29 protein-coding genes are annotated in these 25,965 nt (G+C 57.1%); 8 read left to right on the top strand and 21 right to left on the bottom strand.

Annotated features, from left to right (window positions below; genetic code table 11):
• Window positions 1-37: 37 nt before the first annotated feature.
• From GNG29_RS07520 to gspC, 12 genes are read right to left on the bottom strand one after another with little or no spacing between them, the layout of a single operon-like run.
• Entirely contained in the window at window positions 38-835 is a 798-nt protein-coding gene (locus GNG29_RS07520) for an A24 family peptidase (protein WP_103178885.1), read from the bottom strand.
• Window positions 832-1,317 carry a type II secretion system protein GspM gene (gene gspM / locus GNG29_RS07515; RefSeq protein WP_156654191.1) on the bottom strand — a complete coding sequence of 162 codons (486 nt, stop codon included), beginning with the start codon at window positions 1,315-1,317 and terminating at the stop codon, window positions 832-834. The genes GNG29_RS07520 and gspM overlap by 4 nt, the downstream gene beginning before the upstream one ends.
• Window positions 1,314-2,459 carry a type II secretion system protein GspL gene (gene gspL / locus GNG29_RS07510; RefSeq protein WP_156654190.1) on the bottom strand — a complete coding sequence of 382 codons (1,146 nt, stop codon included), beginning with the start codon at window positions 2,457-2,459 and terminating at the stop codon, window positions 1,314-1,316. The genes gspM and gspL overlap by 4 nt, the downstream gene beginning before the upstream one ends.
• Before the next feature lie 15 nt (window positions 2,460-2,474).
• The gene (gspK, locus tag GNG29_RS07505; protein WP_156654189.1) at window positions 2,475-3,488 is read right to left on the bottom strand and encodes a type II secretion system minor pseudopilin GspK; all 1,014 of its coding nucleotides are present in this window, start codon (window positions 3,486-3,488) and stop codon (window positions 2,475-2,477) included.
• Window positions 3,485-4,144 carry a type II secretion system minor pseudopilin GspJ gene (gspJ, locus tag GNG29_RS07500; RefSeq protein ID WP_156654188.1) on the bottom strand — a complete coding sequence of 220 codons (660 nt, stop codon included), beginning with the start codon at window positions 4,142-4,144 and terminating at the stop codon, window positions 3,485-3,487. Before gspJ ends, gspK begins: the two co-directional genes overlap by 4 nt.
• Window positions 4,141-4,521, bottom strand: coding sequence for a type II secretion system minor pseudopilin GspI (gspI, locus tag GNG29_RS07495; protein WP_103178880.1), 381 nt, complete (start codon window positions 4,519-4,521; stop codon window positions 4,141-4,143). Before gspI ends, gspJ begins: the two co-directional genes overlap by 4 nt.
• Window positions 4,514-4,999: a type II secretion system minor pseudopilin GspH gene (gspH, locus tag GNG29_RS07490; RefSeq protein ID WP_103178879.1), complete on the bottom strand. Its 486-nt coding sequence runs from the start codon at window positions 4,997-4,999 to the stop codon at window positions 4,514-4,516. The genes gspI and gspH overlap by 8 nt, the downstream gene beginning before the upstream one ends.
• A complete protein-coding gene (gene gspG, locus GNG29_RS07485) occupies window positions 4,999-5,442 on the bottom strand; it encodes a type II secretion system major pseudopilin GspG (protein ID WP_103178878.1) in 444 nt (147 codons plus the stop codon). The genes gspH and gspG overlap by 1 nt, the downstream gene beginning before the upstream one ends.
• A gap of 2 nt (window positions 5,443-5,444) precedes the next feature.
• Window positions 5,445-6,653, bottom strand: a complete 1,209-nt coding sequence (gene gspF / locus GNG29_RS07480) for a type II secretion system inner membrane protein GspF (protein ID WP_156654187.1) — start codon at window positions 6,651-6,653, stop codon at window positions 5,445-5,447.
• On the bottom strand, window positions 6,653-8,131 hold the full coding sequence (gene gspE / locus GNG29_RS07475; protein ID WP_156654186.1) for a type II secretion system ATPase GspE: 1,479 nt from the start codon (window positions 8,129-8,131) through the stop codon (window positions 6,653-6,655). Before gspE ends, gspF begins: the two co-directional genes overlap by 1 nt.
• An 11-nt stretch (window positions 8,132-8,142) precedes the next feature.
• Window positions 8,143-10,053 carry a type II secretion system secretin GspD gene (gspD, locus tag GNG29_RS07470; protein ID WP_156654185.1) on the bottom strand — a complete coding sequence of 637 codons (1,911 nt, stop codon included), beginning with the start codon at window positions 10,051-10,053 and terminating at the stop codon, window positions 8,143-8,145.
• A gap of 13 nt (window positions 10,054-10,066) precedes the next feature.
• The gene (gene gspC / locus GNG29_RS07465) at window positions 10,067-10,798 is read right to left on the bottom strand and encodes a type II secretion system protein GspC (RefSeq protein WP_103181054.1); all 732 of its coding nucleotides are present in this window, start codon (window positions 10,796-10,798) and stop codon (window positions 10,067-10,069) included.
• A gap of 304 nt (window positions 10,799-11,102) precedes the next feature.
• On the opposite strand from gspC, the gene GNG29_RS07460 reads away from it, so the two are divergent.
• The gene (locus GNG29_RS07460) at window positions 11,103-12,680 is read left to right on the top strand and encodes an ExeA family protein (protein WP_156654184.1); all 1,578 of its coding nucleotides are present in this window, start codon (window positions 11,103-11,105) and stop codon (window positions 12,678-12,680) included.
• Entirely contained in the window at window positions 12,680-13,333 is a 654-nt protein-coding gene (locus GNG29_RS07455; RefSeq protein ID WP_197431837.1) for a hypothetical protein, read from the top strand. The genes GNG29_RS07460 and GNG29_RS07455 overlap by 1 nt, the downstream gene beginning before the upstream one ends.
• Here GNG29_RS07455 and GNG29_RS07450 read toward each other — a convergent pair.
• From GNG29_RS07450 to GNG29_RS07440, 3 genes are all read right to left on the bottom strand, one after another.
• Window positions 13,327-13,950 carry a helix-turn-helix domain-containing protein gene (locus tag GNG29_RS07450; RefSeq protein ID WP_103178873.1) on the bottom strand — a complete coding sequence of 208 codons (624 nt, stop codon included), beginning with the start codon at window positions 13,948-13,950 and terminating at the stop codon, window positions 13,327-13,329. The genes GNG29_RS07455 and GNG29_RS07450 overlap by 7 nt on opposite strands.
• 253 nt (window positions 13,951-14,203) lie before the next feature.
• Window positions 14,204-15,034, bottom strand: coding sequence for an N-acetylmuramoyl-L-alanine amidase (locus GNG29_RS07445; protein WP_156654183.1), 831 nt, complete (start codon window positions 15,032-15,034; stop codon window positions 14,204-14,206).
• Entirely contained in the window at window positions 15,031-15,354 is a 324-nt protein-coding gene (locus GNG29_RS07440) for a heavy metal-binding domain-containing protein (protein ID WP_103178871.1), read from the bottom strand. Before GNG29_RS07440 ends, GNG29_RS07445 begins: the two co-directional genes overlap by 4 nt.
• A 115-nt stretch (window positions 15,355-15,469) precedes the next feature.
• Between GNG29_RS07440 and GNG29_RS07435 the strand changes: the two genes are divergently transcribed.
• The 6 genes from GNG29_RS07435 (at window position 15,470) to artJ (ending at window position 20,001) form a co-directional block, all read left to right on the top strand.
• Window positions 15,470-15,988: a lipoprotein gene (locus tag GNG29_RS07435; protein ID WP_156654182.1), complete on the top strand. Its 519-nt coding sequence runs from the start codon at window positions 15,470-15,472 to the stop codon at window positions 15,986-15,988.
• A 237-nt stretch (window positions 15,989-16,225) separates the two neighbouring features.
• Entirely contained in the window at window positions 16,226-16,954 is a 729-nt protein-coding gene (artP, locus tag GNG29_RS07430) for an arginine ABC transporter ATP-binding protein ArtP (RefSeq protein ID WP_039029538.1), read from the top strand.
• 19 nt (window positions 16,955-16,973) lie between these two features.
• Complete coding sequence (gene artI / locus GNG29_RS07425) at window positions 16,974-17,705, top strand: arginine ABC transporter substrate-binding protein ArtI (protein ID WP_103178869.1); 732 nt, start codon at window positions 16,974-16,976, stop codon at window positions 17,703-17,705.
• A gap of 6 nt (window positions 17,706-17,711) precedes the next feature.
• The gene (gene artQ, locus GNG29_RS07420) at window positions 17,712-18,428 is read left to right on the top strand and encodes an arginine ABC transporter permease ArtQ (RefSeq protein ID WP_156654181.1); all 717 of its coding nucleotides are present in this window, start codon (window positions 17,712-17,714) and stop codon (window positions 18,426-18,428) included.
• Window positions 18,428-19,096 carry an arginine ABC transporter permease ArtM gene (artM, locus tag GNG29_RS07415; protein WP_039029540.1) on the top strand — a complete coding sequence of 223 codons (669 nt, stop codon included), beginning with the start codon at window positions 18,428-18,430 and terminating at the stop codon, window positions 19,094-19,096. Before artQ ends, artM begins: the two co-directional genes overlap by 1 nt.
• 173 nt (window positions 19,097-19,269) lie before the next feature.
• Window positions 19,270-20,001, top strand: a complete 732-nt coding sequence (gene artJ / locus GNG29_RS07410) for an arginine ABC transporter substrate-binding protein ArtJ (protein ID WP_103823610.1) — start codon at window positions 19,270-19,272, stop codon at window positions 19,999-20,001.
• Between the two features lie 147 nt (window positions 20,002-20,148).
• Here artJ and GNG29_RS07405 read toward each other — a convergent pair whose 3' ends face one another.
• The 6 genes from GNG29_RS07405 to potH all read right to left on the bottom strand — a co-directional run bounded on the left by GNG29_RS07405 (window position 20,149) and on the right by potH (window position 25,958).
• Window positions 20,149-21,603 carry a sensor histidine kinase KdpD gene (locus GNG29_RS07405; protein ID WP_156654180.1) on the bottom strand — a complete coding sequence of 485 codons (1,455 nt, stop codon included), beginning with the start codon at window positions 21,601-21,603 and terminating at the stop codon, window positions 20,149-20,151.
• The gene (locus GNG29_RS07400) at window positions 21,600-22,292 is read right to left on the bottom strand and encodes a response regulator transcription factor (protein WP_103178865.1); all 693 of its coding nucleotides are present in this window, start codon (window positions 22,290-22,292) and stop codon (window positions 21,600-21,602) included. The genes GNG29_RS07405 and GNG29_RS07400 overlap by 4 nt, the downstream gene beginning before the upstream one ends.
• A 157-nt stretch (window positions 22,293-22,449) precedes the next feature.
• Window positions 22,450-23,577 carry a 23S rRNA (uracil(747)-C(5))-methyltransferase RlmC gene (rlmC, locus tag GNG29_RS07395; protein WP_156654179.1) on the bottom strand — a complete coding sequence of 376 codons (1,128 nt, stop codon included), beginning with the start codon at window positions 23,575-23,577 and terminating at the stop codon, window positions 22,450-22,452.
• Window positions 23,578-23,617: 40 nt separating this feature from the next.
• Complete coding sequence (locus GNG29_RS07390) at window positions 23,618-24,106, bottom strand: YbjO family protein (RefSeq protein ID WP_103178863.1); 489 nt, start codon at window positions 24,104-24,106, stop codon at window positions 23,618-23,620.
• 59 nt (window positions 24,107-24,165) lie between these two features.
• The gene (potI, locus tag GNG29_RS07385) at window positions 24,166-25,011 is read right to left on the bottom strand and encodes a putrescine ABC transporter permease PotI (protein ID WP_103178862.1); all 846 of its coding nucleotides are present in this window, start codon (window positions 25,009-25,011) and stop codon (window positions 24,166-24,168) included.
• Complete coding sequence (potH, locus tag GNG29_RS07380; protein ID WP_103178861.1) at window positions 25,008-25,958, bottom strand: putrescine ABC transporter permease PotH; 951 nt, start codon at window positions 25,956-25,958, stop codon at window positions 25,008-25,010. Before potH ends, potI begins: the two co-directional genes overlap by 4 nt.
• Window positions 25,959-25,965 lie beyond the last annotated feature (7 nt).

Raw genomic sequence — 25,965 nt, 5'->3', positions numbered from 1 at the left:
TGTCGAAAAAATCTCAAAATATAATTGACAGATTTAATTAGGGGATGAGTGAATAATTTTGCAAAATAAAGGTAATAACGCCTCCGGCCGCCAGTGCCGGGCCAAAAGGAATGTGCGCGGCTTTTTGATCCGCTTTAATAAAGAGGAGATGTCCGGCAATGCCGGTTAACGACGCCAGTAACAGTACATCAGGCAGCGCCTGCCAGCCGCACCAGGCGCCCAGCGCGGCCAGCAGCTTGAAATCACCGTAACCCAGACCTTCGCGGCCGGTTATCAGGCGAAACGTCCAGTAGACAAGCCAGAGAGAGAGGTAGCCCGCCACGGCGCCGATAATGGCATCGCGCAGGGGCAGCGTCGGGCTGATAAGGTGGACCAGCAGCCCGGCCCACAGCAGCGGTTGTGTCAGGCAGTCCGGCAGCAGCAGATGCCGCCCATCGATGAGGGCGAGCGGCAGCAAAAAGGCGCTCAACAGCCAGAGGGAAAAGAGCCCGGCAAGGTCTGGCATAGACCAGGCGGTGGTGCCAAAAAAGAGGAAGGTAAAGGCTTCAAGTAACCATAAACGCAATGGGATAGCGCTGCCGCAGTAGTGGCAGCGCCCGCGTAGCGCCAACCAGCTTACCAGCGGGATATTTTGCCACCAGGCTAAATCATGCTGGCATGCCGGGCAGTGCGAGCCCGGAACGAGTAAGTTAATCCCGGCCTCATCTTCAAGCAGCATCGGCGGGATCCGCTCTGCTACCACGCCGAGAAAGCTGCCGATAATTGCGCCAAAAACGGCGCTCATCAGGCTGAACAGGCCCGGGCTGCTCTCTCTGAACAGGACGAAAGCCGTCATGCCGTTTTTTTCCAGCTAAGCTGGATCTCTGCCCTGACGTCACGCTGGTGGTCGACAGGAGTCAGCTTTATTTTCTCCAGTTTGATCCCTGAGGTGGCGTTAATTTCGCGCAACCAGTTCTTCAGCTCATTGATCTCCATCCGGGGCACAATAAACGATAACGTCTGCCCCTCCTGACGCACATCATTTAGCGGCAGCTTTATTTGCTTTGCGCTGTTTTCCACCACGCTACGCGGATTGTCGGTTGTTAATTGCTGCACCTGGAGATGGTTTTTATCGATTTCGCTACGCATCCAGTTAAGGGTATCTCTCTGGCGCTTCAGCGTTGACTGGCTATTTTTAATCATATTATCCAGCGGAACCATGCCGCCGTAATAGACGACGGCGCAGCCCAGCGCCGCGGCGCAGAATTTCATCAGCACCTTTTCACGGGCAGAGTAATTCTGATACCGCGCTTTAAGCTGTGCGACACGCTCTTTCATTTGTGTTTCCCCGTGATCATGGCGGTAAAGGGCGCGACCGTTGAAACCGGCTGCAGCGAAAAGTTGAAATCCGCACTGCTCTGCTGAATGAACGCCTGCAGCGATGCGCTGTTCTGGCTGCTGGCGCTGAGCGTCCAGCGGTTTTGCGCACCGTCATAATCCAGCAGGTTAATTTCTATACCCGGAACCGCCTGCTTCGCTTTGTTCAGATCCGCCATTTGCAGAAAGACGCCTTTGTTAACCTTCTTCAGGTTCTGACCAAAGTGATACTTAATATTGCTTTGCTGGCGAAGGCTGGGGAAATGATACTGATAGACCGTGGCGATCTCCTGTTGCAGCTGGTTTTCCTGGTGCACCAGCAGCAGGGCCATCGCCAGTCTCGGCCCCAGCAGCAATCCGACGCTGAGCAGCGCCAGCGCAACCATTGCCCCTTTCATGCCTTTGGAGGCACCGCCCTGGGCGCCGCGGGGATGAAACTCGCCGTGCAGCACATTGGCCCGGCAGTTCTGCCACTGCGGCTGGATCAGCACTAACGGGTGCTGCCAGGGTAAGGATTCATCCACCGCAATTCCGGCAGGCGCCTCGCCATAGCAGCGCACCATCCCCGGCTGAGATTTCGCCATCAGCAGCGGCAGCAGCGAGGCGTCGGCTTCACAGGCGCTGGCCGGTGAAAAGCGCAGCCAGTAGCTCTCATCCAGCGCAACCAGCGTGCTTCCTCCTTCCACGACCGGCAGCAGCCAGGCGTCAGGCAGGGCCTGAACGACCTTCAGCCCGGCCTGCTCAAAGCGGGTGAGCCAGTTGCGCAAGCGCCGACCCTCAATGGCGACAGCATCCACTTCCTCTCCTTTTTTGCTCAATACCGTCCAGTGCAGGTCGTCGACGTCACCGATCAGCGTCTCCTCGGCCATCCACGAGAATGGCGTCGCCTGGGCGCTGAGCCCTTTCTTTGGCAGGGAGAAGTGGCGGAAGATCGTCTCACCGGCGGGTAACAGCAGACAGATGCGCGACGCCAGCGGATGGTCCGCAAGCGTCGACAGGGCCGCCATGCCGTGGAGCGTATTGACCTGCTGGCTCCCGGATTCGCACCATGCAATGGTCCCGTCCTCGCGGCTGTCGGGACGTACAAAAAGTATCTTTTTCATCGGTATCGGCTTTTATTATTCAATCATTCGGTAACGGCGCTGCCAGGTTACGATCTCGCCCGCTTCACTGTTAACCTGAAGCTGACTGACCACGCGCAGCGTTAAATCATCGGTGTTGCCGGTGTAGTTCACCCGGAAGTAGCGACTGTTGACGGCTACCTGTTCAGCCACCTGAGTTAACTCGTCTTTCAGCTGGGGAAAATTTTGCTCCAGCGCCTTGCTGAAGGCCTCCACGTTTTCCCATCCCGCTTCCGGGCGTGACGCGAGCAGCCGGGCGGCGTCATCCTCCGTCAGTTTTCCCGCAAACAGCGCCGCCAGCAGTTTTGCCTGTTCAGGCTTGAGGGTATTGACGTTGATCTTGCTGCTGGCATCCGGCAGGGCGCACAGTAGCGCGCTGACTTTGGCAGAGGCCGATGCCGGAAACGCGGGCAGCAGCCTGATTTCGCTGATGTTGCGCATCATCTGGTTGGCCGGAAGCCGCGCGGGCTGCACACCTGCCCAGGCATCACTCTCCGCGGCCCCTTTCGCCGTGGTGCTGTCGCCGTCCAGGTAATCCACCAGCTGTTGATAGACCTGCTCAGCGGTGATCTGATCCAGACCCGCGTCGGCCAGCAGTTGTTCAACCGTCTGCTGCTTACGGGACTTCTCCGGTATGGCTGACGTGGCCTGATCCTTTGCCGCCTGCTCCACGGTGAGCAGATTATTGACGTTAAAGCAGTCCTGCGCGTCCTCAACCTGGCTCACCACCGTGTAAAACTCCCCCTGTGTCTCAAGGGGTTGATGCCACTCACCGTCCGGCTCCAGCGGTTTCTCGCCGCTGGCGGCGGTCTGCAACAGCTGCTTCACCGCCTGCTCCTGGCGCTGTATCGCCCAGCGCAGCTGCTGCTGGCTCACCTGGTAGTGGGTTTTCTGTAAATTACGGCTGAACTGTTGGCTGATTCTGGCCGCCAGGGCCGACATCATCACCAGCAGGATTAGCACCACCAGCAGCGCAACGCCCCGCTGCTGGCTTTGATTCATTTTGTTCATGGCTGACTTTCCGGTACCGTTGCTGGCGCTTGTTCAGGAGCGGACGCAGGCTTCGCCTCTTCGGGCTTTTCAGCCGTTTTCACGGCGATCTGCGGCTGCGGCATGTCGCCTGGGGTGGTAAAGACCCAGCGCCAGGTGTCGCCGCTCTCCATGGCCAGGGTCAACTCGACCCCGTCTGGCTGATGCCCGCTCTCACGCCAGTGCTTCTGCCATGAACCGCTGAAAAATCGCCACTGGGCGGATTTCACCTCAGAGACAATCGGCACCGCTTCGGGTTTTACGCCTGCCGGGCTGTCGATGGTCGGCCAGACATCGCGCCACAGCCGGTGATCCTCAAACCGCCAGCGCACCCGCTCCAGCTGAACATGCCCGCTCACCCCGTTGAGGGTGGTCAGTTCGATGGCGTTATCATCCTGGCGAAAAACGTCGGGTTCATTGCGCGGTGCCCGAGCCTGCTGCTGAAAAAAATCACGCTCCAGCAGGCTCCAGGCGCGCTGGATCTGATTGAGCCTGGACGCGTTGCGATCGGTGGCATTGCTGGTACGTATCGCGCCGTCGAGGATCTGCCAGGCGAGGGTGCTGATCACCGCAAAGATGGTCAGCGCAATCATGATCTCCAGCAGCGTAAAGCCGCGCTGGCTTTGCCGTTTCTTCATTTTTTCTCTCCCGGAGGCAGTACCCGCATCGCTACCACCGGCTGGCTCTCATCCCCTTCGGCATAGACCAGGATCTCATCGGCCCAGCGCTTATCGGCAACCTTCACCCGCTGCATCCGCCAGTTCCAGTTGCGCCCGCCCATCAGTTCCGTCCCCTTCTGCCCTGCATCCGGGAAGTCACTCTTGGTCAGCTGCGCTTCGGCGAGCAGATTCTCAGCGACCCAGCTGGCCTGGAGGGTATCCGCCAGACCGTGGGTAAAGCGCACGTTCAGGGAGACAGAGTTCATTAACGCCAGCGCGGCGGTGGAGAAGATCACCAGGGCGACCATCACCTCCAGCAGCGTCATCCCGCGCTGCGAGGCATTTCGTTTAGCCATCGTTCTCTACCGTAACCGGTGCCGCGCCCTGCGACACCACGCGGAAATGGTGTTGTTTATCGTCACTCTGTAATGTCAGGGTGAAACGGCTCATCTCGCCGTCCGGCAAAAAGACGATCTGCGGCTCGGCGTCAGGCGTGGCGGCCAGACGCTGCGGGGTGAGCGAGACGTGCATCCCTTCAGGGAAGTCGCCCCCGGTAGTGATACGGCGTTGCGCTAACGGCACCCAGCGGCGTTCACCCTTTTTTTCATTGAACGTCATCAGCTGATATTTATCCGGCGTCACCACCAGGCCCACAATATTTCCGTCCATCACCGCCCGGTCGGAACCATATTCAACAACGGCTTTTAATTGCTGACCAAATATATCCGCGCCGTTGCGCGACGGTATTGTTGAGACCACCATCATGGCGCAGCTGGCGAATATCACCAGCGCGAGAATAATTTCCAGCAGCGTAAAGCCGCGTTGCCTGTTCATTATTTTTTATCGAGCGACCAGTTGGTAATATCGTCTGCGGTATTGGCTTCGCCGTCCGGACCGGCGGAGAATACGTCAACGGCGCCATGTTCGCCCGGGCTGACCAGAATGTAATCACTGCCCCACGGATCCTGCGGCAGGCGGCGAATATAGCCGTCGGCGCGGTAGCCGTTCGGGATTGGCGCGATTTCAGGTTTGGTGACCAGCGCCTGCAGGCCCTGTTCAGTGGTGGGATAACGGTGGTTATCCAGCTTATACATATCCAGCGAGCCTTCCAGCGCCACAATATCGCTGGTGGCTTTCTGGATATCCGCTTTCTCTTTATTTCCCATTAAATTCGGCACCACCATACTGGCCAGTACGCCGAGAATAACAATGACCACCATTAATTCGAGCAAAGTAAAGCCCGCCTGGCCCGCCAGGTTTTTTCGTTTCATCGCCATAATTAACCTACCATATTATTAAGTTGCAGAAGCGGTTGTAATATTGACATCACAATAAACAGAACAATGGTCGCCATAGAGACCACCAGCGCCGGTTCAAATACCGACAGCGTTAAAGTGATGCGATGCTGTAATGCTGATTCCTGGTTTTCGGCCGCGCGATCCATCAGGTTACCCAGCTCGCCGCTCTCTTCGCCGGAGGCAATCATGTACAGCATGGTGGGCGGGAATAATCTCGCCTGCTCCAGGGCGGCATATAACGAGGCTCCCTGGCGCACGGTGTCCGCCGCCTGTTCCAGCACCTGGCGGGCGTGCAGATTTTCAATCCCGTCCATGGCGATATACATCCCCTCAAGCAGCGGCACGCTGCTGGCCTGCAAAATACTGAGGGTGCGGATATAGCGCGCGCTGTTGATGGCGCAGACCAGTTTTTTGATTGGCGAGGCGTTAACCAGCCAGCGGTGCCAGACAAAGCGGTTCCGGGCGTTTTTAAGCCAGCTTTTAAAGCCGATAAATGCCGTGACCAGCCCGCCGCCGATATAGAGGCCATACGCCTGCAGGAAATCACTCACCGCGATCAGCGTGCGGGTGGTGATCGGCAGTTGCTGTTTCATATGGGTAAACTGCTCAATCACCTGCGGCACCACCGCCACCAGCAGGATGCAGATCACCGCCACCGCCACCACCGTCAGGGTGATGGGGTAAACCATCGCCTGGGTGAGCTTGCTTTTCATCTTCTGGCGCTGCTCGTTGTACTCCGCCAGTTTTTCCAGCACGTCCCCGAGATGGCCGGTTTTTTCCCCGGCCATCACCAGGGTGCAGTAGAGTTTGTCGAAGGTGCGCGGAAACTGGCTGAAGGCGTCAAACAGCGTGTGCCCTTCCACCACTTTGTCGCGGATCCCGGTCACCATCGCCGCCAGCTTTTTATCTTCCGACTGCTTTGCAATCGCCTTCAGGGCGCTCTCCAGCGGCAGCGCGGCGTTCACCAGAGTTGACAGCTGACGGGTGAACATCGACAGCACCGGGGTGGAGAGTTTGATCCCCTTCTGCGCGCTACCGGTTGTCGCAGGTTCGCGGGTCGGCGTAATGCTCACCAGCATCAGCTTTTGCTCACGCAACGTCTGGCGAACCTGCTTCGGCCCCTCGGCCTGCAGGATGCCGCGCTGGGTTTTCCCCGCCGCACTGGTGGCTGTCCACGCATACCACGCCATTATTCATCTCCCCCGCGCTCGGCGGTGACGCGCATGACCTCTTCCAGGGAGGTGACGCCGGAAATCACCTTCAGCAGGCCGTTTTCACGCAGGCTGTAGGCCTGTTTGAAGAGTTCGGTCTCGATGGACATCTCATCTTTATCTTCGTGAATGGCCCGGCGCATCGCGCTGTCCACCACCAGGAATTCATGGATCCCGGCTCGCCCCTGATACCCGCTCTGACGGCAGTGTTCGCAGCCCACCGCGCGGTAGATCGCTTTCGGCGGCGCCTCCATAAAGCTGAACAGCGCTTTTTCATTGGCGTCCAGCGGACTGGTGGTCCGGCAGTGTACACACAGCCGACGCACCAGACGCTGGGCAATGACCCCCAACAGGGATGAACCGATTAAAAATGACTCCAGGCCCATGTCGCGCAGGCGGGTGATGGCCCCTGCCGCGCTGTTGGTGTGCAGCGTGGACATCACCAGGTGACCAGTGAGCGACGCCTGCACCGCAATCTGCGCGGTTTCGCCGTCACGGATTTCACCGATCATCACCACGTCCGGGTCCTGGCGCAGAATGGCGCTCAGCCCGCGGGCAAAGGTCATGTCGACGCGCGGGTTAACCTGGGTTTGCCCTACCCCTTCCAGCTCATACTCGATGGGATCTTCAACGGTGAGGATGTTGCGTTCATGGCCGTTCAGCGCCGAAAGAATGGCGTACAGGGTGGTACTTTTCCCGGAACCGGTCGGGCCGGTGACCAGAATGATGCCATGCGGACGGCCAATTAATCCCTTCAGCTGCTGTAACTCTTCGTCGATTAGACCCAGCTTGTTAATGTCCGGCTTGAGATTGCTTTTATCGAGCAGACGCATCACTACCCGCTCGCCGTACTGCGAGGGGATGGTGGAAACACGCACGTCGATCGCTTTACGCCCGATACGCAGCGAAATACGCCCATCCTGCGGCAGCCGTTTTTCGGCGATATCGAGCTTCGACATCACCTTGATACGGGACACCAGCAGCGGCGCCAGCTTGCGCGCCGGTTGCAGCACCGGACGCAGCACGCCGTCGACGCGAAAGCGGATGCTCAGGGTACGCTCAAAGGTTTCGATATGAATATCCGAGGCACCGTCTTTCACCGCCTCGCCGAGAATGGCGTTGATCAGGCGGATCACCGGCGAGTTTTCGTCGTTATCCAGCAGATCCTCGTTATCCGGGATCTCCTCGGTCAGCGCCATCAGATCGATATCGGCATCCATGTCATCCACCAGCTGCTGCGAGACACCGCTATTCTGCTGCCAGATTTTGGCCAGCATCTCGTCAAACGCCTCTGGCGTCAGGACAACCGGCGTAAAAGAACGGGCCAGCACCCGGCGCATCTCCAGCAGAGCAAAGGCCGGGGCGTCATCGCGGACAAAGACCTGATCCTGATAAAAGAGGACGCCGTTATCCTTGGCAAAGCTGCTGGTGCATAAGGCATTGGTGAGTTCATCCATCTCCCGCCCCCTTACCCTTTAAACGGATTGCGCGGGGCCGGAGTGGCGGAAGTGCCCTTAGACGGATAGGCCGGTAGCACCGCTGTGTCATCGTTAGAGACAATGCCCAGCTTTTTCTCCTCCATGCGCTGCTGCTGGCGCGCGCGGATCTGGTCATATTTTTCCTTCGACGAGGCGCTGTAGCTATCGTCATCCCGCAGAACGGTGGTATGGATAAAGACCATCAGGTTACGTTTCGAGGTATCCTGGGAGGTGTAGCGGAACAGCTGTCCCACCAGCGGAAGATCCCCCAGCAGCGGCACTTTCGAGACATTCTGTTTGGTGACGTTCTCCATTAACCCGCCGAGCACTACCGTCTGCCCACTGTGCACCATCACTTCGTTATTGATGGTACGGGTGTTGAAGGTTGGACCGAGGCTGGCATCTTCCGTCGCGCTGGCATCCACGCTGGAAACTTCCTGCTCAATCTTCAGGTGGATGATGTCACCGTCGTTGATCTGCGGAATAATTTTCAGCTTGGTACCGACCGTCTTACGCTCCACCGAGTTAAAGACATTATCGCCGCTGGTGGTCTGCGAGCCGGACAGGACCGGCACATCCTGACCCACGTTGAACGACGCCTCTTTGTTATCCAGGGTGACCACACTCGGGGTTGAGAGAATGTCGTTTTTACCGTCAGTAGAGAGGGCGGTCATCAGCGCGCCAAAATCACCGTTAAAGAAGCCGGTCGCCATACCGGTAAAGCTGGTCCCTTTCATGGTACCGTTCTTGATCTGGCTGATTGGCAGACCGGTGGCACCAAACTGCACGCCGCCATGTTTGCCGGTCCACTGCACGCCAAGGTCGAGGCCGTTGCCGTCCTGCACTTCGGCAATGATCGCTTCTACCAGCACCTGCGGACGGCGGATGTCGAGTTTGTCGATCACTTTTTCCAGCGAGTTCATCACGTTAGGCTGGGCGGTGATCACCAGTGAGTTGGTGGCCTCGTCGGCAGTGATATTCAGATCGCTGCTGGCGGAGGCCGTTTTGCTTTTTGACGCTGGCGCTTTGTCTTTCAGCTGTTCGCCAATGCCGGTGAGCACCGGCACGACTTTGCTGGCATTGGCATATTTCAGATAGAAAACGCGGGTATTGCCCTCGTTGTTCTGCTCCCGATCGAGCTCACTTACCAGCGACCGGGTGCGCGCGCGGGCCTCTTCCGAGCCACTGATCACCAGGCTGTTGGTCTCGTCATCGGCAACGACTTTCGTCGCCAGCTGCGGCGCGTTCTGCCCTTTTTGCTCTTCGTTGTTGAGATTGTTCAACATATCGGAGAGCGCTTTAGCTGAGGCATAGCGTAGCGGTACGATTTCGCGACGCTGCATGCCGGAGCGATCGACCCGCTGGACCAGATCCACCAGCCGGTTCACCACCGAGGCTTTACCGGTCAGCAGCAGCACGTTAGAGGGTTCAAAGTGGACCACGTTACCAATGCCGGAGGCATCGTTCAGCTGGCGCAGCAGCGGCGCCAGCTCACGCACCGGCACATTTTCCATCCGCACCACGCGAGTGATAATCTCATCGCCTTTGCCGGGATGCTGACTGTCCGCCAGCGGCACGCCCGCGGTACGCGCCACCGTGGAACGCACCACTTTCACCATGCCGTTATCCATCGGGATCACCGACAGACCGTACAGATCCAGCACGCTCAGGAAGAACTGATAGTATTCCTCTTCCGTAAGCACGTTATAGGTCTTAACCGATACGTTGCCCTGCACGGAGGGATCGACCAGGATGGTTTTATTAAGGTTGCGCCCTACCGTATCGATAAATTCTCGAATATCGGTGTTCTTAAAACTGGCGCTGAAGTTCGCCGCCATCACCGAACTGGAAATAAAAGAGGCGGCAGTCAGCGCGAGACATGCCCAGGGAAATTTCTTCATCTCATTACACTTGTTAATTGGTTAATACATTAACCCGAATATTTTCAAGGTGAGCGTGGCGTCTGACTACGACTTCCGCTTCTCTCATTTTCGACCAGCTGGCAATAATACTTTTTGCCTGCTCCGCTCGCGTCATATCGACGGAATTCACTTTCACTACCACATCCCCCTTTTCCAGCCCGCTCGCGCTAAAAAAGGAAGAGGCATTTTTGGGCTTGATTTGATAGCCTTCGAGCTGCCCTTTTTCGATATAGGGTTTCAGCACCAGATAATCGTCAAGATGGACATTATCCGCCCCGGCATCGCCTTTAGGCTTCAGTGCGGGCGAAGAATTGATGTCGCCTTTGAAATAGTCAGGGCGTTTTAACGCCAGCACCTGCCGCTCGCCCTCGTAACTCACCACCACGTTATCGGGATTAATTTCATCAATGTAGGCATCGTTGTAACCGGGCAGCGGGTCGCCTTCACGCAGACTCTTCTGCCCGACAGGCGTTTTGATAACGGCGAAGGAGAGCCACGCTTCGTCGCTGTTGATGATGCCGTCCACCTCGGCAGAAATGCTCTTTTTTGCCGCCTGCTGTGCCACGGGTTGGTTAACCGCTGGCTGGAAAAGGGCAAAGTCCTGCTCTGACTGTCGCATGCGGGAAAGCGCGGGTGCCTTATTCGGGTCGGAATTGGCCGCCTTTTTATACGCTTTAAATACGACATATCCCTGCTGGCCGCTAAATATCAGCAGAACAAACATTACGCATGGCGCAATAAACCGGGAATAGAGCTGCATTTTCATTTTTAATAGTGACCTTTTAGTCAATGCAGAAGTTAGCAGCCTGGCGCTGCACCTGAAAACTCTGAAATAGTAATAATGATGTGCCTCCCGCTCCATCGGGTTTGCCACTAACTTTAATACAGAAAAATATTGACCAGATAATTAACCGATGTTAGTCAGTCGACGCAGGTTATTTTTCTCCTCACGCAAAATTGACCCTTTACCGCGCATCCCTTACTTTCCCGGGTGACATTTGGTCAATGAAATAGATCGGTGAAGCGTTATGTTCCTCAGCCATTTTAAATTTACCCGCCCCCCCTTCAGGAGCGCAGCCAGCCCCTGCGGCAGTTTCTTTGCGGCCTATCATCAGGATGTCTTTGGCATGCTGGCAGAGAAATCAACCGTGCCCGGGATTGTGGCGCTGTTTGGCGATGACGAGGCACTGCTCAACACCTTCACCGGACACCTACTGGCGAACGCCTCCGCCGGGGTTGCCGTTAACGCTTTTCCAAAGCTGAGCGCGAAGGGGCTGCTGTATAAACTCAGCGCCCAGACCAAAGAGGCCAGCAACAAAATTCAGGCTGTTGACGCGGTACTGCGCCAGTGGCACGAAAAATACCCAGCCAGCAAAACGAGTGGCATGGTCGTGACCCTCTCTGCCGTTCAGGCGATGCGTGATAACGGCTGGGAGGCGCTGGGCATGCTGCTCTCCCGGGCGCAGGAGTGCGATCTGTCGTTGACGCTGGTCCTGACCGGTACCCCTGATCAGGATGCGCGTCTGATGAAGCACTCTGGGCTGGCGTCCCGGGTGCATACCCGCCATACCTTGCGCCCGCTCACCTGTCGCGAAGTGATGCGCTATGTTGAGGCGCAATCGCAGGAGCATGGGGCGGAAACGTCCCCCTTTACCCCTGCCCGCATACGCCGGATGCACGCCCTGACCAGAGGATCGGTGAGCCAGCTGAACGCGCTGGCGCACCTGTCGCTACTGGCGGCCTGGACCGAACGGGCGCCCGGCGTGGGGCCACGCCATTTACGTCTGGCGGCGGGTGAAGTGCTGCCGCGCAACACCCATCGCAAAACCCTGGCGACGGTCGGCCTGTTCGCCAGCGTGCTGTTTGCCGCCTGCGGATGGTATTTCTCGGGCGCCATCACAGCGAAACTCCCCGTGCCGCTGCCTGTTCCGGCAAGCTGGAAACAGACAGTCCGCACACCGCAGGCGCCGGTTCTGCCGACCCTTGATAAAGAGGTGGTGAATGCGCCGGACGCCATGCATCAGCTCTACACCATGTGGGGGTACGATCCCTCAACGGACGAGGCGCTTTGCCAGAATGCCGCCCGGGTGAATCTCATCTGTAAACAGGGCAACGCCTCGCTGCAGGCGCTGGAAAAAGAGGGCTATCCGTGGGTGAGTGAACTGAAAACCGGCGATCACCTGAACTATGCGGTGGTAGCCCGCGTTGGGGCAAACTCGCTGGATCTGCTGCTGAATAATCGCACCTGGCAGGTGAAGCGCAGCTGGTTTAACGCCCACGCCACCGGGAATTACACGTTATTGCACCGTCTGACCCCGGCAGGACAAGATATGGTCGGCGCCGCCAGCAGCCGCCAGGATCTGGCCTGGATTGATACACAACTCAGCCAGGCGCTGCATGAACCCGAAACCCATGCTCACACCTGGACGCAGACGCTGGTGCAGCGCACCCGCGAATTTCAGGCCCAGGCAAGGCTGAACGTTGACGGTATGCCGGGGGAAGAGACGCTGATGCAGCTAATGCGGGCCAATAACACTATTCCGACGGTTCTCTCCCCGGTCGCTGACACCGCACCGCATGTTCTGGCGCAAGGAAAAACGCACTAATGTCTACTATATGCCTCGCTGCCCAGCGCAGCTTTAATACCGGCGAGGCGGTCTGGTTCTCTTACCGCCTTCCCGCGTTGCATAGGATCGCCTTCCGAACTTTGGCCTGCTTATGCTGCGTGGGGGCCATTTTGATTGCCGGGCTGTACGCCCATCTCTACTGGAATCTTCGACATCCGGCGCCGATCCCCAAACCGGTGAGCGTGGCGCAACCGGATACGCAGCTTTCGGAGATGCATTATGTTTATGTCTCAAAACCGTTCCCGGAACCGAAACCAAAAGCTGCGGAGTATGCCGCACCACCGCTACCGTCAGACGATCCGTTGATGATGGATAAGTCATTAGACTGGCAGCAGGCTCCGGACAATGACATTTCCAGTGAACCGTTGCCCGATACGCATACCGCCCGGCAAGAAACAGATGCCGATTCACTAAAAGAACGGTTTATGGAGGCGCTGAAAGAGCAGCAGCAAGATTATTTGCAGGGAAAGATACCGGATGCGCCGGTTGATGAGACGCAATATGATTCTGAGACGACGAATCGGGTGATAAATCAGACGGCAGCGTTAAAAACAGAAAAAATAGATGCATCGATGCGAAAAAAATCTCCACAGGCGTTAACCCATGGAGATATTCGTAATGGTTATCAGTAGCGTTCAGGCAGGCTGGTGATATTTATTAATTTGCCTTTTTCAACCACAATGTAATGACCTTTTTTCAGGTCTGAGAGAATTTTAATAATGGTGCTGCGCGCCAGGCTGGTGTATTCCTGAATATAGTCATATACGTTAATATCACGATTCTGATGAACAATCAGGTCATTAATTTCGAGGAGGAATTCCCGGACTATAGAATAAGCACTGCGGGCCACCAGAATATCATCGCGCTTGCTCAGTATGTCGATATACCAGATTAAGTACTGGCTGAATTCTGGCCAAAGGTTTTTCTCGCTAATAAGACGTTCGAATTCATCACGTCTGATGGTGCGAATGATGGTGGTATCGCGTACCAGACCGTACATGCGGGAGGCGGTGTTATAGATGGCTGAGATGCCTAAAAATCCGGCCTGACGCATGGTAAACATACTTAACTCGTCAGAGTTACGACGAATTTCGATTTCACCGCTGACCATCACATGAACATATTGTGAATCGGCGGTAATAATTTTCTGCCATTTTTTTAATGTTTTTTCAGGATAATCCGCCGTAGCGGCAACAAGGGCGTCAATCGCCTTTTTCGGTCGATTATTTTTACAGTATACGTTTAACATTATTATGCCTGTTTAATTTTTTTATGGATAAAGCAGCCCACTGCGTCAGAAACGTCGCAACAGATAATTCAAAATAATTTTGCTGAGAATGACTATCAAATAATATTTGCTCTACCTAATAGTTAGCAAGCTATATGTACATATTATATTCGGGTAATTTTAAGTCAATTAACTAAAAATGAATCACAAATGAACCTAAGATTAATCTTAAGGTCGATACAGAGAAAACTACCTCAATAGTGATAGTCGAGGCTTATCCCTGGCCATATTTTTCAAGTAACGCTTCGGCGATAGCAATTGTTTCTCTATCAGAAACACCATTCCATAATTGCGGTCTGAAATGCATCTGAAAAGCCATAATAATGCGCTTTTGTTGTGCGGGCGAAATATTATCTGGAACATCATATCCGTAGCGAGATAATAAACTGAGGAGTGTGGCACTGTCTGCGGGTTGATAAGGCGGTTGCCCGTTCAGATAAAACGCCACCCGGGCCGGATCCGGCCAGGCGCCTATCCCCTGCTGCGCCAGCGCCTGCCAGGGGAACAACGGACCGGGATCGTCCTTGCGCTGCGGGGCGATGTCCGCGTGGGCGACCACGTTCTGGGGTTTGATGTCGTAACGCTGGATAATATCTTTCGCCAGTGGGATCAGGGCAGCGATCTGCGCCGGTTCGAAGGGAACAAAGCGTTTCTGGCCGTTAATTTTTTGCCAGCCGCGGTTTTCCAGCTCAATGCCAATAGAGGTGTCATTAATACGCGTGGCGCCACGCCAGAAGCTGACGCCGGCATGCCAGGCCAGATCCCGCTCCGGCACCAGCTGCCAGATCCGCGGTTTTCCTTTATGCAGGGGCGGGATCGCCGGGATCAAATAGTGAGAGCTGACGTTTTTATCGGTCAGGGTAGCCAGCGAGCTGTCAAAATCGTCGGCGGTGTAATGGATAACCAGCACCTTAACGCGCGGATAGGCCGCCTGCGCCTGACGCCGGGTGTCCAGCTCATAGGTCCCTTTCTCGACAATCCCTTTTTCTGCCGCACAGCCTGCCAGCAGCAGCGCCAGCAGGAGGGGCGCAAAAGCCTGCTTCATCGGCGCGTTTTCACCGCCGTACCGCTGACGCTAACCATCAGCATGCTGGCATCTTTGCCGACGGTTTCGTAGTCGATATCGATCCCCACTACCGCGTCAGCCCCCATCGCCTTCGCCTGCTCGCCCATCTCCCTGAAGGCAATTTCACGGGCTTTACGCAGCTCTTTCTCATAGGCGCCGGAGCGGCCACCCACGATATCGCGGATGCCGGCAAAAAAGTCGCGGAAGACGTTGGCGCCGAGTATGGCTTCCCCGGTCACCACGCCGCAGTATTCGCTGATGGGTTGTCCTTCCAGAGTGGGGGTGGTTGAAAATTGCATCCTGATCTCCTTTGCGCGGTTAAGGGCCTAAGCGGTTAAGAACAAAATCATTATCTGCTCGTTACGCTATGATTTAAAGGTTAGTTAATTATTGCAGCCTAATAAGGAAATCATCATGCGCTATTCTGCTTTGACGCTTTTAGTGCCTTGCGCGCTGCTGCTCAGCGCCTGCACAACGCCAGTCACCCCGGCCTTTAAGGAGATCGGTACCCGCAGCGGCAGCTGCATCACCGGCGGGCCGGATGCCGTGGCTCAACAGTTCTATGACTACCGCATTACGCACCGCAGCAATGACCTCACCGCCCTGCGCCCCTACCTGAGCGACGGCCTGGCCCAGCTGCTGAGCGATGCCAGCCGCGATCCGCAGCACCGTAACCTGCTGAAAGACGATCCTTTCTCCAGCCGCACCACCGCGCCTGAAAAAGCAGAAGTCTCCAGCGCATCGACCATCCCGAATACCGATGCGCGAAATATTCCGCTGCGCGTCAAGCTGACGCAGGGTAGCCAGACCTGGCAGGATGAAGTGTTGATGATCCGGGAAGGTCAGTGCTGGGCTATCGACGACGTTCGCTACCTGGGCGGCACTGTCCACGCCCCGGCTGGCACCCTGCGCCAGTCGATTGAAAACCGCTAAACGCGCGCGTTTCAGACCGTTAACCAGGGGAAAACCCCGTAAAATGTCTGGCATTTCGCGAGGAATGCCGACATTTATTCTCGTCGACCTGCCCTTCCGCTATTTTGTGCTATGTTTAGGTATGGATACGGTTTATATTTAACTTTTAACGCAGTTATATTGCATAACTATTCTGTCAACGGTACTATTTGCGGCCTCAATTGCTATAGATTGCCTGGATGAGTAAAGACTGCCCCGATGAGTATTCAACTAAACGGCATTAACTGCTTTTACGGCGCACACCAGGCGCTGTTCGACATCACCCTGAATTGCCCTGAGGGCGAAACGCTGGTTCTGCTTGGTCCCAGCGGCGCGGGTAAAAGCTCGCTGCTTCGCGTCCTTAATCTGCTTGAAATGCCCCGCTCCGGTACGCTGGATATTGCGGGCAACCACTTCAATTTTGCGAAAGCCCCTTCTGAGAAAGCGATCCGCGATCTGCGCCAGAATGTCGGCATGGTCTTTCAGCAATATAATCTCTGGCCGCACCTCACCGTGCAGCAGAACCTGATTGAAGCGCCGTGCCGCGTGCTGGGCCTGTCAAAAGAGCAGGCGCTGGCACGTGCCGAGAAGCTGCTGGAACGTCTGCGCCTGAAGCCCTACAGCGACCGTTATCCGCTGCACCTTTCCGGGGGCCAGCAGCAGCGTGTGGCCATTGCCCGCGCCCTGATGATGGAGCCGCAGGTTCTCCTGTTTGATGAACCCACCGCCGCGCTCGACCCGGAAATCACTGCCCAGATCGTCAGTATCATTCGCGAGCTGGCGGAGACCAACATTACCCAGGTGATCGTGACCCACGAGGTGGAAGTGGCGCGTAAAACCGCCAGCCGTGTGGTCTATATGGAAAACGGTCATATTGTGGAGCAAGGGGATGCGCGCTGCTTTGCCGAGCCGCAGACCGATGCATTCAGAAATTATCTGTCTCACTAATCGAACCGAGAGAACGACAATGAAAAAAATAGTGATTGCCGCGCTGCTTGCCAGCGTTAGCCTCTCTGCCACCGCAGCACAGACCATCCGTTTTGCCACGGAAGCCTCCTACCCTCCGTTTGAGTCTATGGATGCGAATAACAAGATTGTGGGCTTTGACGTGGATCTGGCGAACGCCCTGTGTAAAGAGATCGACGCCACCTGTACCTTCTCCAACCAGTCTTTCGACAGCCTGATCCCAAGCCTGAAATTCCGTCGTATCGACGCGGTGATGGCCGGTATGGACATCACCCCGGAACGTGAGAAGCAGGTTCTGTTCAGTACGCCGTACTATGAGAACTCCGCCCTGTTCATCGGTCAGAAGGGTAAATATGCCTCTATCGACGCGCTGAAAGGCAAGAAAGTGGGCGTGCAGAACGGCACCACCCACCAGAAATTCATCATGGATAAGCACCCGGAAATCACCACCGTGCCTTACGACAGCTACCAGAACGCCCGTCTGGATCTGCAGAATGGCCGTATCGACGCCGTCTTTGGTGATAACGCGGTGGTGACCGAATGGCTGAAAGCGAACGACAAGCTGGCCGCGGTGGGCGATAAAGTGACGGATAAAGACTACTTCGGCACCGGTCTTGGCATTGCTGTTCGTCAGGGCAACACCGAGCTGCAGCAGAAATTCAACACTGCGCTGGAAAAAGTGAAGAAAGATGGCACCTACGATTCCATCTACAACAAATGGTTCCAGAAGTAAGATCTGATGAACGAAATTTTTCCATTAGCAAGCGCCGCCGGGATGACCGTCGGCCTTGCCGTTTGTGCGCTGATCATCGGCCTGGTGCTGGCGATGATCTTTGCCGTGTGGGAGTCGGCTAAGTGGCGACCTGTCGCCTGGGCCGGCTCAGCACTGGTGACCCTGCTGCGCGGCCTGCCGGAAATTCTGGTGGTGCTGTTTATTTACTTTGGCTCCTCGCAGCTGCTGCTGATGTTGTCGGACGGCTTTACGCTCAATCTGGGCGTGGTGCAGATCCCGATTCAGATGCAGATTGAAAACTTTGACGTCAGCCCGTTCCTGTGCGGTGTGATTGCCCTTTCCCTGCTCTACTCCGCCTATGCCTCGCAAACCCTGCGCGGCGCGCTGAAAGCGGTGCCGGTGGGACAGTGGGAGTCTGGTCAGGCGCTGGGGCTGTCGAAAACCGCCATTTTCTTCCGTCTGGTGATGCCGCAGATGTGGCGTCATGCCCTGCCGGGGCTCGGCAACCAGTGGCTGGTGCTGCTGAAAGATACCGCGCTGGTGAGCTTAATCAGCGTTAACGACCTGATGCTGCAAACCAAAAGCATTGCCACCCGTACTCAGGAGCCTTTTACCTGGTACATCGTGGCGGCGGCCATCTACCTGGTGATCACGTTGCTCAGTCAGTACATTCTCAAGCGTATTGATCTGCGTGCGACGCGTTTTGAACGGAGACCAGGCTGATGCTTGAGTATTTACCCGAACTGATGAAAGGGCTGCATACCAGCCTGACGCTGACGGTGGCCTCGATTATCGTGGCGCTGATCCTGGCGCTGATTTTTACCATCATCCTGACGCTCAAAACGCCGGTGCTGGTGTGGATTGTGCGCGGCTATATCACCCTGTTTACCGGCACGCCGCTGCTGGTGCAGATCTTCCTGATTTATTACGGCCCGGGCCAGTTCCCCACGCTGCAGGAATATCCGGTGCTGTGGCATCTGCTCTCGGAGCCGTGGCTCTGCGCCCTGCTCGCCCTCTCGCTGAACAGTGCCGCCTATACCACGCAGCTCTTCTACGGCGCGATCCGCGCCATTCCGGACGGCCAGTGGCAGTCCTGCGGCGCGCTGGGGATGAGCAAGAAAGATACGCTGGCGATCCTCCTGCCTTACGCCTTTAAACGCGCCCTCTCGTCATATTCCAACGAAGTGGTGCTGGTGTTTAAAAGTACGTCACTGGCCTACACCATCACCCTGATGGAGGTGATGGGCCACGGACAGCTGCTGTACGGTCGTACCTACGATGTGATGGTGTTTGGCGCCGCAGGTATTATCTACCTCATCGTCAACGGCCTGCTGACGCTGCTGATGCGTCTGGTTGAACGCAGAGCCCTCGCCTTCGAACGCCGCAATTAAAACTGCATATGTTTGATTTAAGAAAGACGGGAAGCCCTTAAACCTTCCCGTCTTTTTTATTTTCCAATTAATATTTAATCATTTTTATTGCATATAAATTCATTAAGTGGCAATGTAACTCCCAGCCGCAGACACGGCACATAATGACAAGATTGACAGACGGGAGCTTCATCATGAAAAAGTTAGTTCTGGCCGCTTTACTCGCTACCTTCGCCGCAGGCGCCTCTGCTGCCGATAAAATCAACTTCGGTGTTTCTGCGACCTATCCACCGTTCGAATCACTGGATGCCAGCAACCAGATTGTCGGGTTTGATATCGACCTGGCGAAAGCGCTGTGCAAGCAGATGCAGGCCGAGTGCACCTTTACTAACCACGCTTTTGACAGCCTGATCCCGTCCCTGAAATTTAAAAAATATGACGCGGTGATCTCCGGCATGGATATCACGCCGGAACGTAGCAAGCAGGTCGCCTTCACCGAGCCGTACTACGCCAACTCCGCGGTGGTGATTGCCAAAAAAGGCCAGTACACCTCCTTTGAGCAGCTGAAAGGCAAGCGCATCGGCATGGAAAACGGCACCACGCACCAGAAATACCTCCAGGATAAGCACCCGGAAGTGAAAACCGTCGCCTATGACAGCTACCAGAATGCGATTATCGACCTGAAAAATGGCCGTATTGATGGCGTGTTTGGCGATACCGCGGTGGTGAACGAGTGGCTGAAGACCAACCCGCAGCTGGGTACCGCCACCGATAAAGTGACCGATCCGCAGTACTTCGGCACCGGCCTGGGCATCGCAGTTCGTCCGGATAACAAAGCCCTGGTAGAGAAACTGAACGGTGCCCTGAAAGCGATTAAAGCCGACGGCACGTATCAGAAAATCAGCGACCAGTGGTTCCCGCAGTAAGCCTGTTTTGCCGGGTGGCGCTAATGCTTACCCGGCCTGCGAATGGTGCTGTCTGATGCCCGGTGGCGGCTACGCCTTACCGGGCCTACGGATGGTGCGGTTTGTGGTTTTGTAGGCCGGGTCAGGCGAAGCCGCCACCCGGCGTTTTTATAACGGCACATAGAAGCGAAAACGCGCCCCTTTCGCCGCCTCCATCAGCCTGATCCCCCCGCCGTGCAGTTCCAGCATTCTTTTGACGATCAACAGCCCCAGCCCGCCGCGATTATCCCGCGACGCCTGCTGGCTCAGCGCTGAAGGCCGCATAAAGAGATCGGCGCGCAGGTGTTCATCCACCCCCGGCCCGCTGTCGTTGACTTCCACCTGCAATTGCTCGCCCTCCAGCCACACCTTCAGCCCGATCTCACCGCCCGGCGGCGTATGCCGGATGGCGTTATCCAGCAGATTGGTGACCACCCGCTCGATCATCGACAGATCGGCGTTGATCATCGGCAGCTGGCGCGGCACGTCGATATGCAGCCGCAGCTTGCGCGTCTCTACCGCCAGGTCAAACTTTTGCGCCACGTCGGAGATGAGCTCCCCGATAGCAAAGCGCTCGCGCTGGGGCTTGATGCTGCCGTGCTCAAGGCGCGCCAGCTCAAACAGCTGCTGCGACAGATGGCGCACTTTATGCCCCTGACGCAGGGCAATGGCGAGATAGTGCTGCGTCTCCTCTGCGGATAGCGTGCCCGATTTCAGCGACAAAGTTTCCAGATAGCCCAGCAGCGCGGTCAGCGGGGTACGCAGATCGTGGGAGATATTGGCGATAAACTCCCGGCGCTGCCGGTCGCTGTCGGCCAGCTGATCCCACTGGCTGGCAATCTGCTGCGCCAGTTCGATGAAGGTGTTACGCAGCAGGGCCACTTCATCAGAGGGCGCGGTCTGTATGGGCTGGGTGGCAAGCTGTTTGATGACGTGCATACTCTCGCGATCCAGGCCGCTCACCTCGTCGGTTAACTGCTTCACCGGCCGGGTCACCCAGTACCAGACCAGGCCCCCCGCCAGCGCGCCGAAAAGGGCCACCAGCATCAGCGACCAGAGCACCGTGCTCCAGAGCGTTTTCTGCCATGCCTGTTCCGCCAGCGCGTTCAGCTCTTCACCCTGCAAAATGATGTAGAGATAGCCGCGCAGCACGCCGTCCTGATGCAGCGGCACGGCGCTAAAGACCTTCTCTCCCGTCAGGCTGCGCGGGTCGTCGCCGTAGACCGGCATCATCCCGCCGCTCAGGAACTGCTGTACCGGCGCAACGGCGAGGCGCTGGCGTTTGATATGCCCCGGCGGCGCGGCATCGGCAAGGATCTGCCCGTCCGGGGAGAGGATGTAGAGTTCCACGCTGGGGTTGTAGGTCATCAGCCTGTCGAACAGCGGCTTGAGACGGGAGCGATCCACCTGCCCGTGTGCATCCAGCAGGGTTTCGCGCTGGGCAATGTGCTGCGCCAGCCCGCCGGAGAGGCGCTGCACCATGGCGTTGCCATACTGCATGCTGGTCCAGAGCTGCACCGCGCAGGCCACCGCCGCACAGCCTGTCAGCAGGAGAATGAAGATCAGGGTGAGACGGCGGATCATAGCGGGCGTTCCGCAAACAGATAGCCTTTACCCCAGACGGTGCGGATGATCTCCGGCTCGGCGGCATCTTTCTCAATTTTTACCCGCAGACGATTGATATGGGTGTTGACGGTGTGCTCGTACCCTTCGTGCTGGTATCCCCACACCTGTTCGAGCAGGGCGAGCCGGGAGAAGACCTCGCCGGGATGGCGGGCAAAAAAGTAAAGTAAGTCGAACTCGCGCGGCGTCAGGTCAACCACCTCGCCGCGCAGCAGCACGCTGCGGGCCAGCGGGTCGATGGTCAGGCCGTGGGCATTAATCAGCCCGGACGTTTGCTGCCCCATCGCCTGCTGACGACGGAACAGCGCCCGGATGCGCGCCACCAGCTCCTGCACCGAGAAGGGTTTAGCCAGATAGTCATCGGCCCCGGTTTCCAGGCCCAGAATACGCTCGGTTTCGCTGCTGCGGGCGCTGATGATAATCACCGGCAGGTAGTGGTCCCGGGCGCGGATCGTTCTACAGAGGGTCAGCCCGTCAACGTTGGGCAGCATCAGATCGAGGATCACCGCGTCCCAGTGAGGTTGCCCGAGCAGCTGCTGCGCCCTGCCCCCGTCCGCTTCATGGGTAATCACGTAACCTTCGTCTTCTAAATTGAGGCGCAGTAATGCGGCGATATCGCCGTCGTCCTCCACCAGCAGGATATGCTTCATCGGTCAGCCTTATTGAATCTTAACTGCTAAAGCTTACCCGATTTCCGGGGAGGGAAACGTTCACATTTTGTTTAAGATTGTCGCCGGGTGGCGGCTACGCCTTACCCGGCCTGGGAAACCGTAGGCCCGTGCAAGCGTAGAGCCGCCGGGCAAGGTCTCAGGATTTAACTAATAGCGTCAGCACTTCATAGTGTGCAGTATGCGGGAACATATCGAACAGCTGCACCCGCGCAATCCGGTAACCGGGCAGGTCGCGAATGTCTTTCGCCATCGTCTGGGCGTTGCAGCTGGAGTAGATAATAAACTCTGGCGCCATCTGGCTCAGGTAGTCACACAGCGCCCTACCGATACCGCGGCGCGGCGGGTTTACCAGCACCAGCTCCGGCACGTTGCCCTGGCCGGTGGCGAACTGCGTCGAATCGAGCGCCTGGAAGTGCAGATTCGTCAGCCCCAGCTCCGCGGCGGACTGGGTGGCACAGGCGATCGCCTCGGCGGAGATCTCAATCCCGGTCAGCTGCATCTGCGGGGTGGCGCAGTGCAGGCCAAAGCCGCCGACGCCGCAGAAGAGATCCCACATATGGTTAACCGGCAGACCACGCACCCAGTCGCGTGCGGTGGCGTACAGCTCGCTTGCCACGGTCGGGTTGGTCTGGAAGAAGCTCTTCGGGCGGATCCACAGCGGCACGTCGTTAAAACGCTCTGCCAGCGCCTGAGCGTCGGTGAGGAAGATCTCCTCTTCCCCTTCCATGATCGCCATATGCACCGGCTGAATATTGGCGGTAATCACCTTCAGCTGCGGCAGCTGTTCCTGTAGCCACGGCAGCGCCGCGCGCAGCTGGGGCAGCTTGGCCTCTGAGCGCAGCACAAAGCGCAGCATCATCCCGCCATCAAGCTGGCTTTCGGTGAGCAGAATGTACTTTAACTCGCCGCGCTTGCGTTCCACGTTGTAGGGCGTCAGGCCCGCGCGGGCAATAAAGGGTTTCAGGGCGGCAAAGACCGGCGCGAACGAGGCCGGATAGAGCGGGCAGTCGGTCAGATCGACAGGGGTGCCGTCGCGGTGCAGCATGCCGAGCAGCGGTTTTTCGACGCTGCCGCTGACTACCATTTTGGCTTTATTGCGAAACGCCTGTTCCGGCCCGCTGACCGGCGCGCACCACTCCGCCACCGGCAGGCCAGAGAGCAGCGTCTGCAAATCGGTCATTTTGGCGGAAAGTTGTGAAGAGACCGGCTGCGCTATCCACTGACAGGAGCGACAGCGACCGGCATCATAGAGTGCGCACTGCATAACGAAACCTTAATACGTCTGGGGGCAGCGATTATACACGTTATTGCAGACGGAAAAACCGTCGGCTGGCCGCAGGCACAAACAGCAGGCCGAGCACCAGGATGTCGGGCAGTTTTTGCATCACCAGAGTGTGGAAAATCTCGCGCTTTGACTCGCCAGGGATGCTGAACAGCTCGGGATAGCCGTAACCCAGCGAGGCGGACCACAGATAGCCGGTGGCGGTGATCTGGGTCAGCAGGTAGATAATCCGCGCCCAGTTACGCCCTTTCACCAGCGAAAAAGCGCAGTAAATTTCGATAAAGACCAGCATCAGGCTGGCGAAAAAGACCAGCGTCAGGCTCCAGGTCTGTACGCTGCGGTGAACAAATTCGCTCAGCCCGCGCATCCCCAGCGTATTGAAAATCATAAACACATCGAGGCAGCGGATCATGATAATGGCGAGCGCCGCCACCTGCACCAGTGCAGGAACGTTCAGACGGGCATGCGAACGGCTTGTTTTCGTGAAAAATCCCAACGTGATGTCTTCCATGAAACGATGCCGCGATAACGCGGCATCTTAATTTCGCTTCTTTGCAGATTTTAGGAGCTTCAGCCGCGTCTTGCACGCTGGATATCGCGCTGACGCTGTTTTTCAGACCGCGCCATCAGATACCAGGCAATCAGCCCGATGATGCCAACCACGCCGAGAATCAGCGTCGCCAGGGCGTTGATCTCCGGGTTGACCCCCATGCGCACGCTGGAGAAGACCAGCATCGGCAGCGTGGTGGCCCCCGGGCCGGAGACAAAGCTGGCGATCACCAGGTCGTCCAGCGACAGGGTAAAGGCCAGCAGCCAGCCGGAGATCACTGCCGGCATGATCATCGGCAGGGTGATGATGAAGAAGACCTTCAGCGGCGTCGCCCCGAGATCCATCGCCGCCTCTTCAATGGAGTGGTCCAGCTCGCGCAGGCGCGAGGAGATGACCACCGCCACATAGGCGGTACAGAAGGTGACGTGGGCCAGCCAGATGGTGAGCATGCCACGATCCGATGGCCAGCCGATGGCATGCCCCATGGCGACAAACAGCAGCAGCAGCGACAGGCCGGTGATGACATCGGGCATCACCAGCGGGGCAGTGATCATAAAGGCGAAGCCGTTGGCCCCGCGAAAACGACCAAAGCGCACCATCACCACCGCGGCAATCGTGCCCAGAATGGCCGCCATCGTCGCCGCGCAGGCGGCAATGGTCAGGCTCAGGCCCACGGCGCTCATCATCGCCTCGTCGCGGAACAGCTCGCCGTACCAGCGCGTGGACCAGCCCGCCCACACCGTCACCAGCTTCGAGCTGTTAAAGGAGTAGATCACCAGCATCAGCATCGGCGCATAGAGGAAGGTAAAGCCGAGGACCAGGATCAGGATCCGCCACGGAGAGCGCACTACCGGTAAATTGTTCATCCGTGATCTCCCATCTGTTTCTGCTGGTACTTGTGGAACCACATGATCGGCACGATCAACAGCAGCAACATCACGATCGCCACCGCCGAGGCCACCGGCCAGTCGCGGTTATTAAAGAACTCCTGCCAGAGCACGCGGCCAATCATGATGCTGTCCGGGCCGCCGAGCAGTTCCGGGATCACAAACTCCCCCACCGCCGGGATAAACACCAGCATCGACCCGGCGATAATCCCACCTTTGGTCAGCGGCACTATCACGCTGAAGAAGGTTTTCATCGGACGGGCACCGAGATCCAGCGCCGCCTCCACCAGCGAGTAGTCGATGCGCGTCAGGGCGGTGTAGATAGGCAGCACCATAAACGGCAGATAGGCGTAGACAATGCCGATATAGACCGCCAGATTGGTGTGCAGAATGGTCAGCGGCTGGTCGATAACCCCGAGCCAGAGCAGAACGTTATTCAGCACGCCGTTGTTTTTCAGGATCCCCATCCAGGCATAAACGCGGATCAGAAACGAGGTCCACGAGGGTAAAATCACCAGCAGCAGCAGAATATTACGCGTTGAGGGCTTGCTGTGCGCCACCGCCCACGCCAGCGGATAGGCCAGCAGCAGACAGCAGATCGTCGAGATAGCCGCGACCTGCAACGACTGCAGATAGGCCTCAAAATAGAGTGGATCCTCGGTCAGCTGCAGGAAGTTGCCCAGGTTAAGCATGATCGACAGCTGACTGTCCCCCCACTCCAGCAGATCGCTGTAGGGTGGGATCGCCCGCGCCATCTCCGCCAGGCTGATTTTGAACACAATCAGAAACGGCAGCAGAAACAGCAGGATCAGCCACAGATAGGGCAGCGCAATCACCAGCTTACGCCCGTGAGCCATTTGCATACGGGTCAGCCAGCTGGTATCAATGCCCGCCGCTACGCGGGTCGCAGGTTCAGGTTTGTTCATCGCCCTT

This window comes from Leclercia sp. Colony189 (assembly GCF_009740165.1).
In the GTDB taxonomy this organism is placed as follows: domain Bacteria; phylum Pseudomonadota; class Gammaproteobacteria; order Enterobacterales; family Enterobacteriaceae; genus Enterobacter.
Note: the sequence above shows the minus strand (reverse complement) of the source record. Positions and strands in the feature narration are given on the sequence as shown.

Bases quoted from the DNA above. Each gene is read 5' to 3' on its own strand.
- gspM (WP_156654191.1), bottom strand. From the start codon at position 1,317: ATGAAAGAGCGTGTCGCACAGCTTAAAGCGCGGTATCAGAATTACTCT.
- GNG29_RS07435 (WP_156654182.1), top strand. From the start codon at position 15,470: ATGCGCTATTCTGCTTTGACGCTTTTAGTGCCTTGCGCGCTGCTGCTC.
- gspE (WP_156654186.1), bottom strand. From the start codon at position 8,131: ATGGATGAACTCACCAATGCCTTATGCACCAGCAGCTTTGCCAAGGAT.
- artP (WP_039029538.1), top strand. From the start codon at position 16,226: ATGAGTATTCAACTAAACGGCATTAACTGCTTTTACGGCGCACACCAG.
- artM (WP_039029540.1), top strand. From the start codon at position 18,428: ATGCTTGAGTATTTACCCGAACTGATGAAAGGGCTGCATACCAGCCTG.
- GNG29_RS07390 (WP_103178863.1), bottom strand. From the start codon at position 24,106: ATGGAAGACATCACGTTGGGATTTTTCACGAAAACAAGCCGTTCGCAT.
- artJ (WP_103823610.1), top strand. From the start codon at position 19,270: ATGAAAAAGTTAGTTCTGGCCGCTTTACTCGCTACCTTCGCCGCAGGC.
- GNG29_RS07460 (WP_156654184.1), top strand. From the start codon at position 11,103: ATGTTCCTCAGCCATTTTAAATTTACCCGCCCCCCCTTCAGGAGCGCA.
- GNG29_RS07450 (WP_103178873.1), bottom strand. From the start codon at position 13,950: ATGTTAAACGTATACTGTAAAAATAATCGACCGAAAAAGGCGATTGAC.
- gspC (WP_103181054.1), bottom strand. From the start codon at position 10,798: ATGTTTGTTCTGCTGATATTTAGCGGCCAGCAGGGATATGTCGTATTT.
- gspF (WP_156654187.1), bottom strand. From the start codon at position 6,653: ATGGCGTGGTATGCGTGGACAGCCACCAGTGCGGCGGGGAAAACCCAG.
- potH (WP_103178861.1), bottom strand. From the start codon at position 25,958: ATGAACAAACCTGAACCTGCGACCCGCGTAGCGGCGGGCATTGATACC.
- gspJ (WP_156654188.1), bottom strand. From the start codon at position 4,144: ATGAAGAAACGGCAAAGCCAGCGCGGCTTTACGCTGCTGGAGATCATG.
- GNG29_RS07455 (WP_197431837.1), top strand. From the start codon at position 12,680: ATGTCTACTATATGCCTCGCTGCCCAGCGCAGCTTTAATACCGGCGAG.
- gspK (WP_156654189.1), bottom strand. From the start codon at position 3,488: ATGAACAAAATGAATCAAAGCCAGCAGCGGGGCGTTGCGCTGCTGGTG.
- GNG29_RS07405 (WP_156654180.1), bottom strand. From the start codon at position 21,603: ATGATCCGCCGTCTCACCCTGATCTTCATTCTCCTGCTGACAGGCTGT.
- GNG29_RS07445 (WP_156654183.1), bottom strand. From the start codon at position 15,034: ATGAAGCAGGCTTTTGCGCCCCTCCTGCTGGCGCTGCTGCTGGCAGGC.
- GNG29_RS07400 (WP_103178865.1), bottom strand. From the start codon at position 22,292: ATGAAGCATATCCTGCTGGTGGAGGACGACGGCGATATCGCCGCATTA.
- artQ (WP_156654181.1), top strand. From the start codon at position 17,712: ATGAACGAAATTTTTCCATTAGCAAGCGCCGCCGGGATGACCGTCGGC.
- GNG29_RS07520 (WP_103178885.1), bottom strand. From the start codon at position 835: ATGACGGCTTTCGTCCTGTTCAGAGAGAGCAGCCCGGGCCTGTTCAGC.
- gspL (WP_156654190.1), bottom strand. From the start codon at position 2,459: ATGAAAAAGATACTTTTTGTACGTCCCGACAGCCGCGAGGACGGGACC.
- GNG29_RS07440 (WP_103178871.1), bottom strand. From the start codon at position 15,354: ATGCAATTTTCAACCACCCCCACTCTGGAAGGACAACCCATCAGCGAA.
- gspI (WP_103178880.1), bottom strand. From the start codon at position 4,521: ATGGCTAAACGAAATGCCTCGCAGCGCGGGATGACGCTGCTGGAGGTG.
- rlmC (WP_156654179.1), bottom strand. From the start codon at position 23,577: ATGCAGTGCGCACTCTATGATGCCGGTCGCTGTCGCTCCTGTCAGTGG.
- potI (WP_103178862.1), bottom strand. From the start codon at position 25,011: ATGAACAATTTACCGGTAGTGCGCTCTCCGTGGCGGATCCTGATCCTG.
- artI (WP_103178869.1), top strand. From the start codon at position 16,974: ATGAAAAAAATAGTGATTGCCGCGCTGCTTGCCAGCGTTAGCCTCTCT.
- gspG (WP_103178878.1), bottom strand. From the start codon at position 5,442: ATGGCGATGAAACGAAAAAACCTGGCGGGCCAGGCGGGCTTTACTTTG.
- gspH (WP_103178879.1), bottom strand. From the start codon at position 4,999: ATGAACAGGCAACGCGGCTTTACGCTGCTGGAAATTATTCTCGCGCTG.
- gspD (WP_156654185.1), bottom strand. From the start codon at position 10,053: ATGAAGAAATTTCCCTGGGCATGTCTCGCGCTGACTGCCGCCTCTTTT.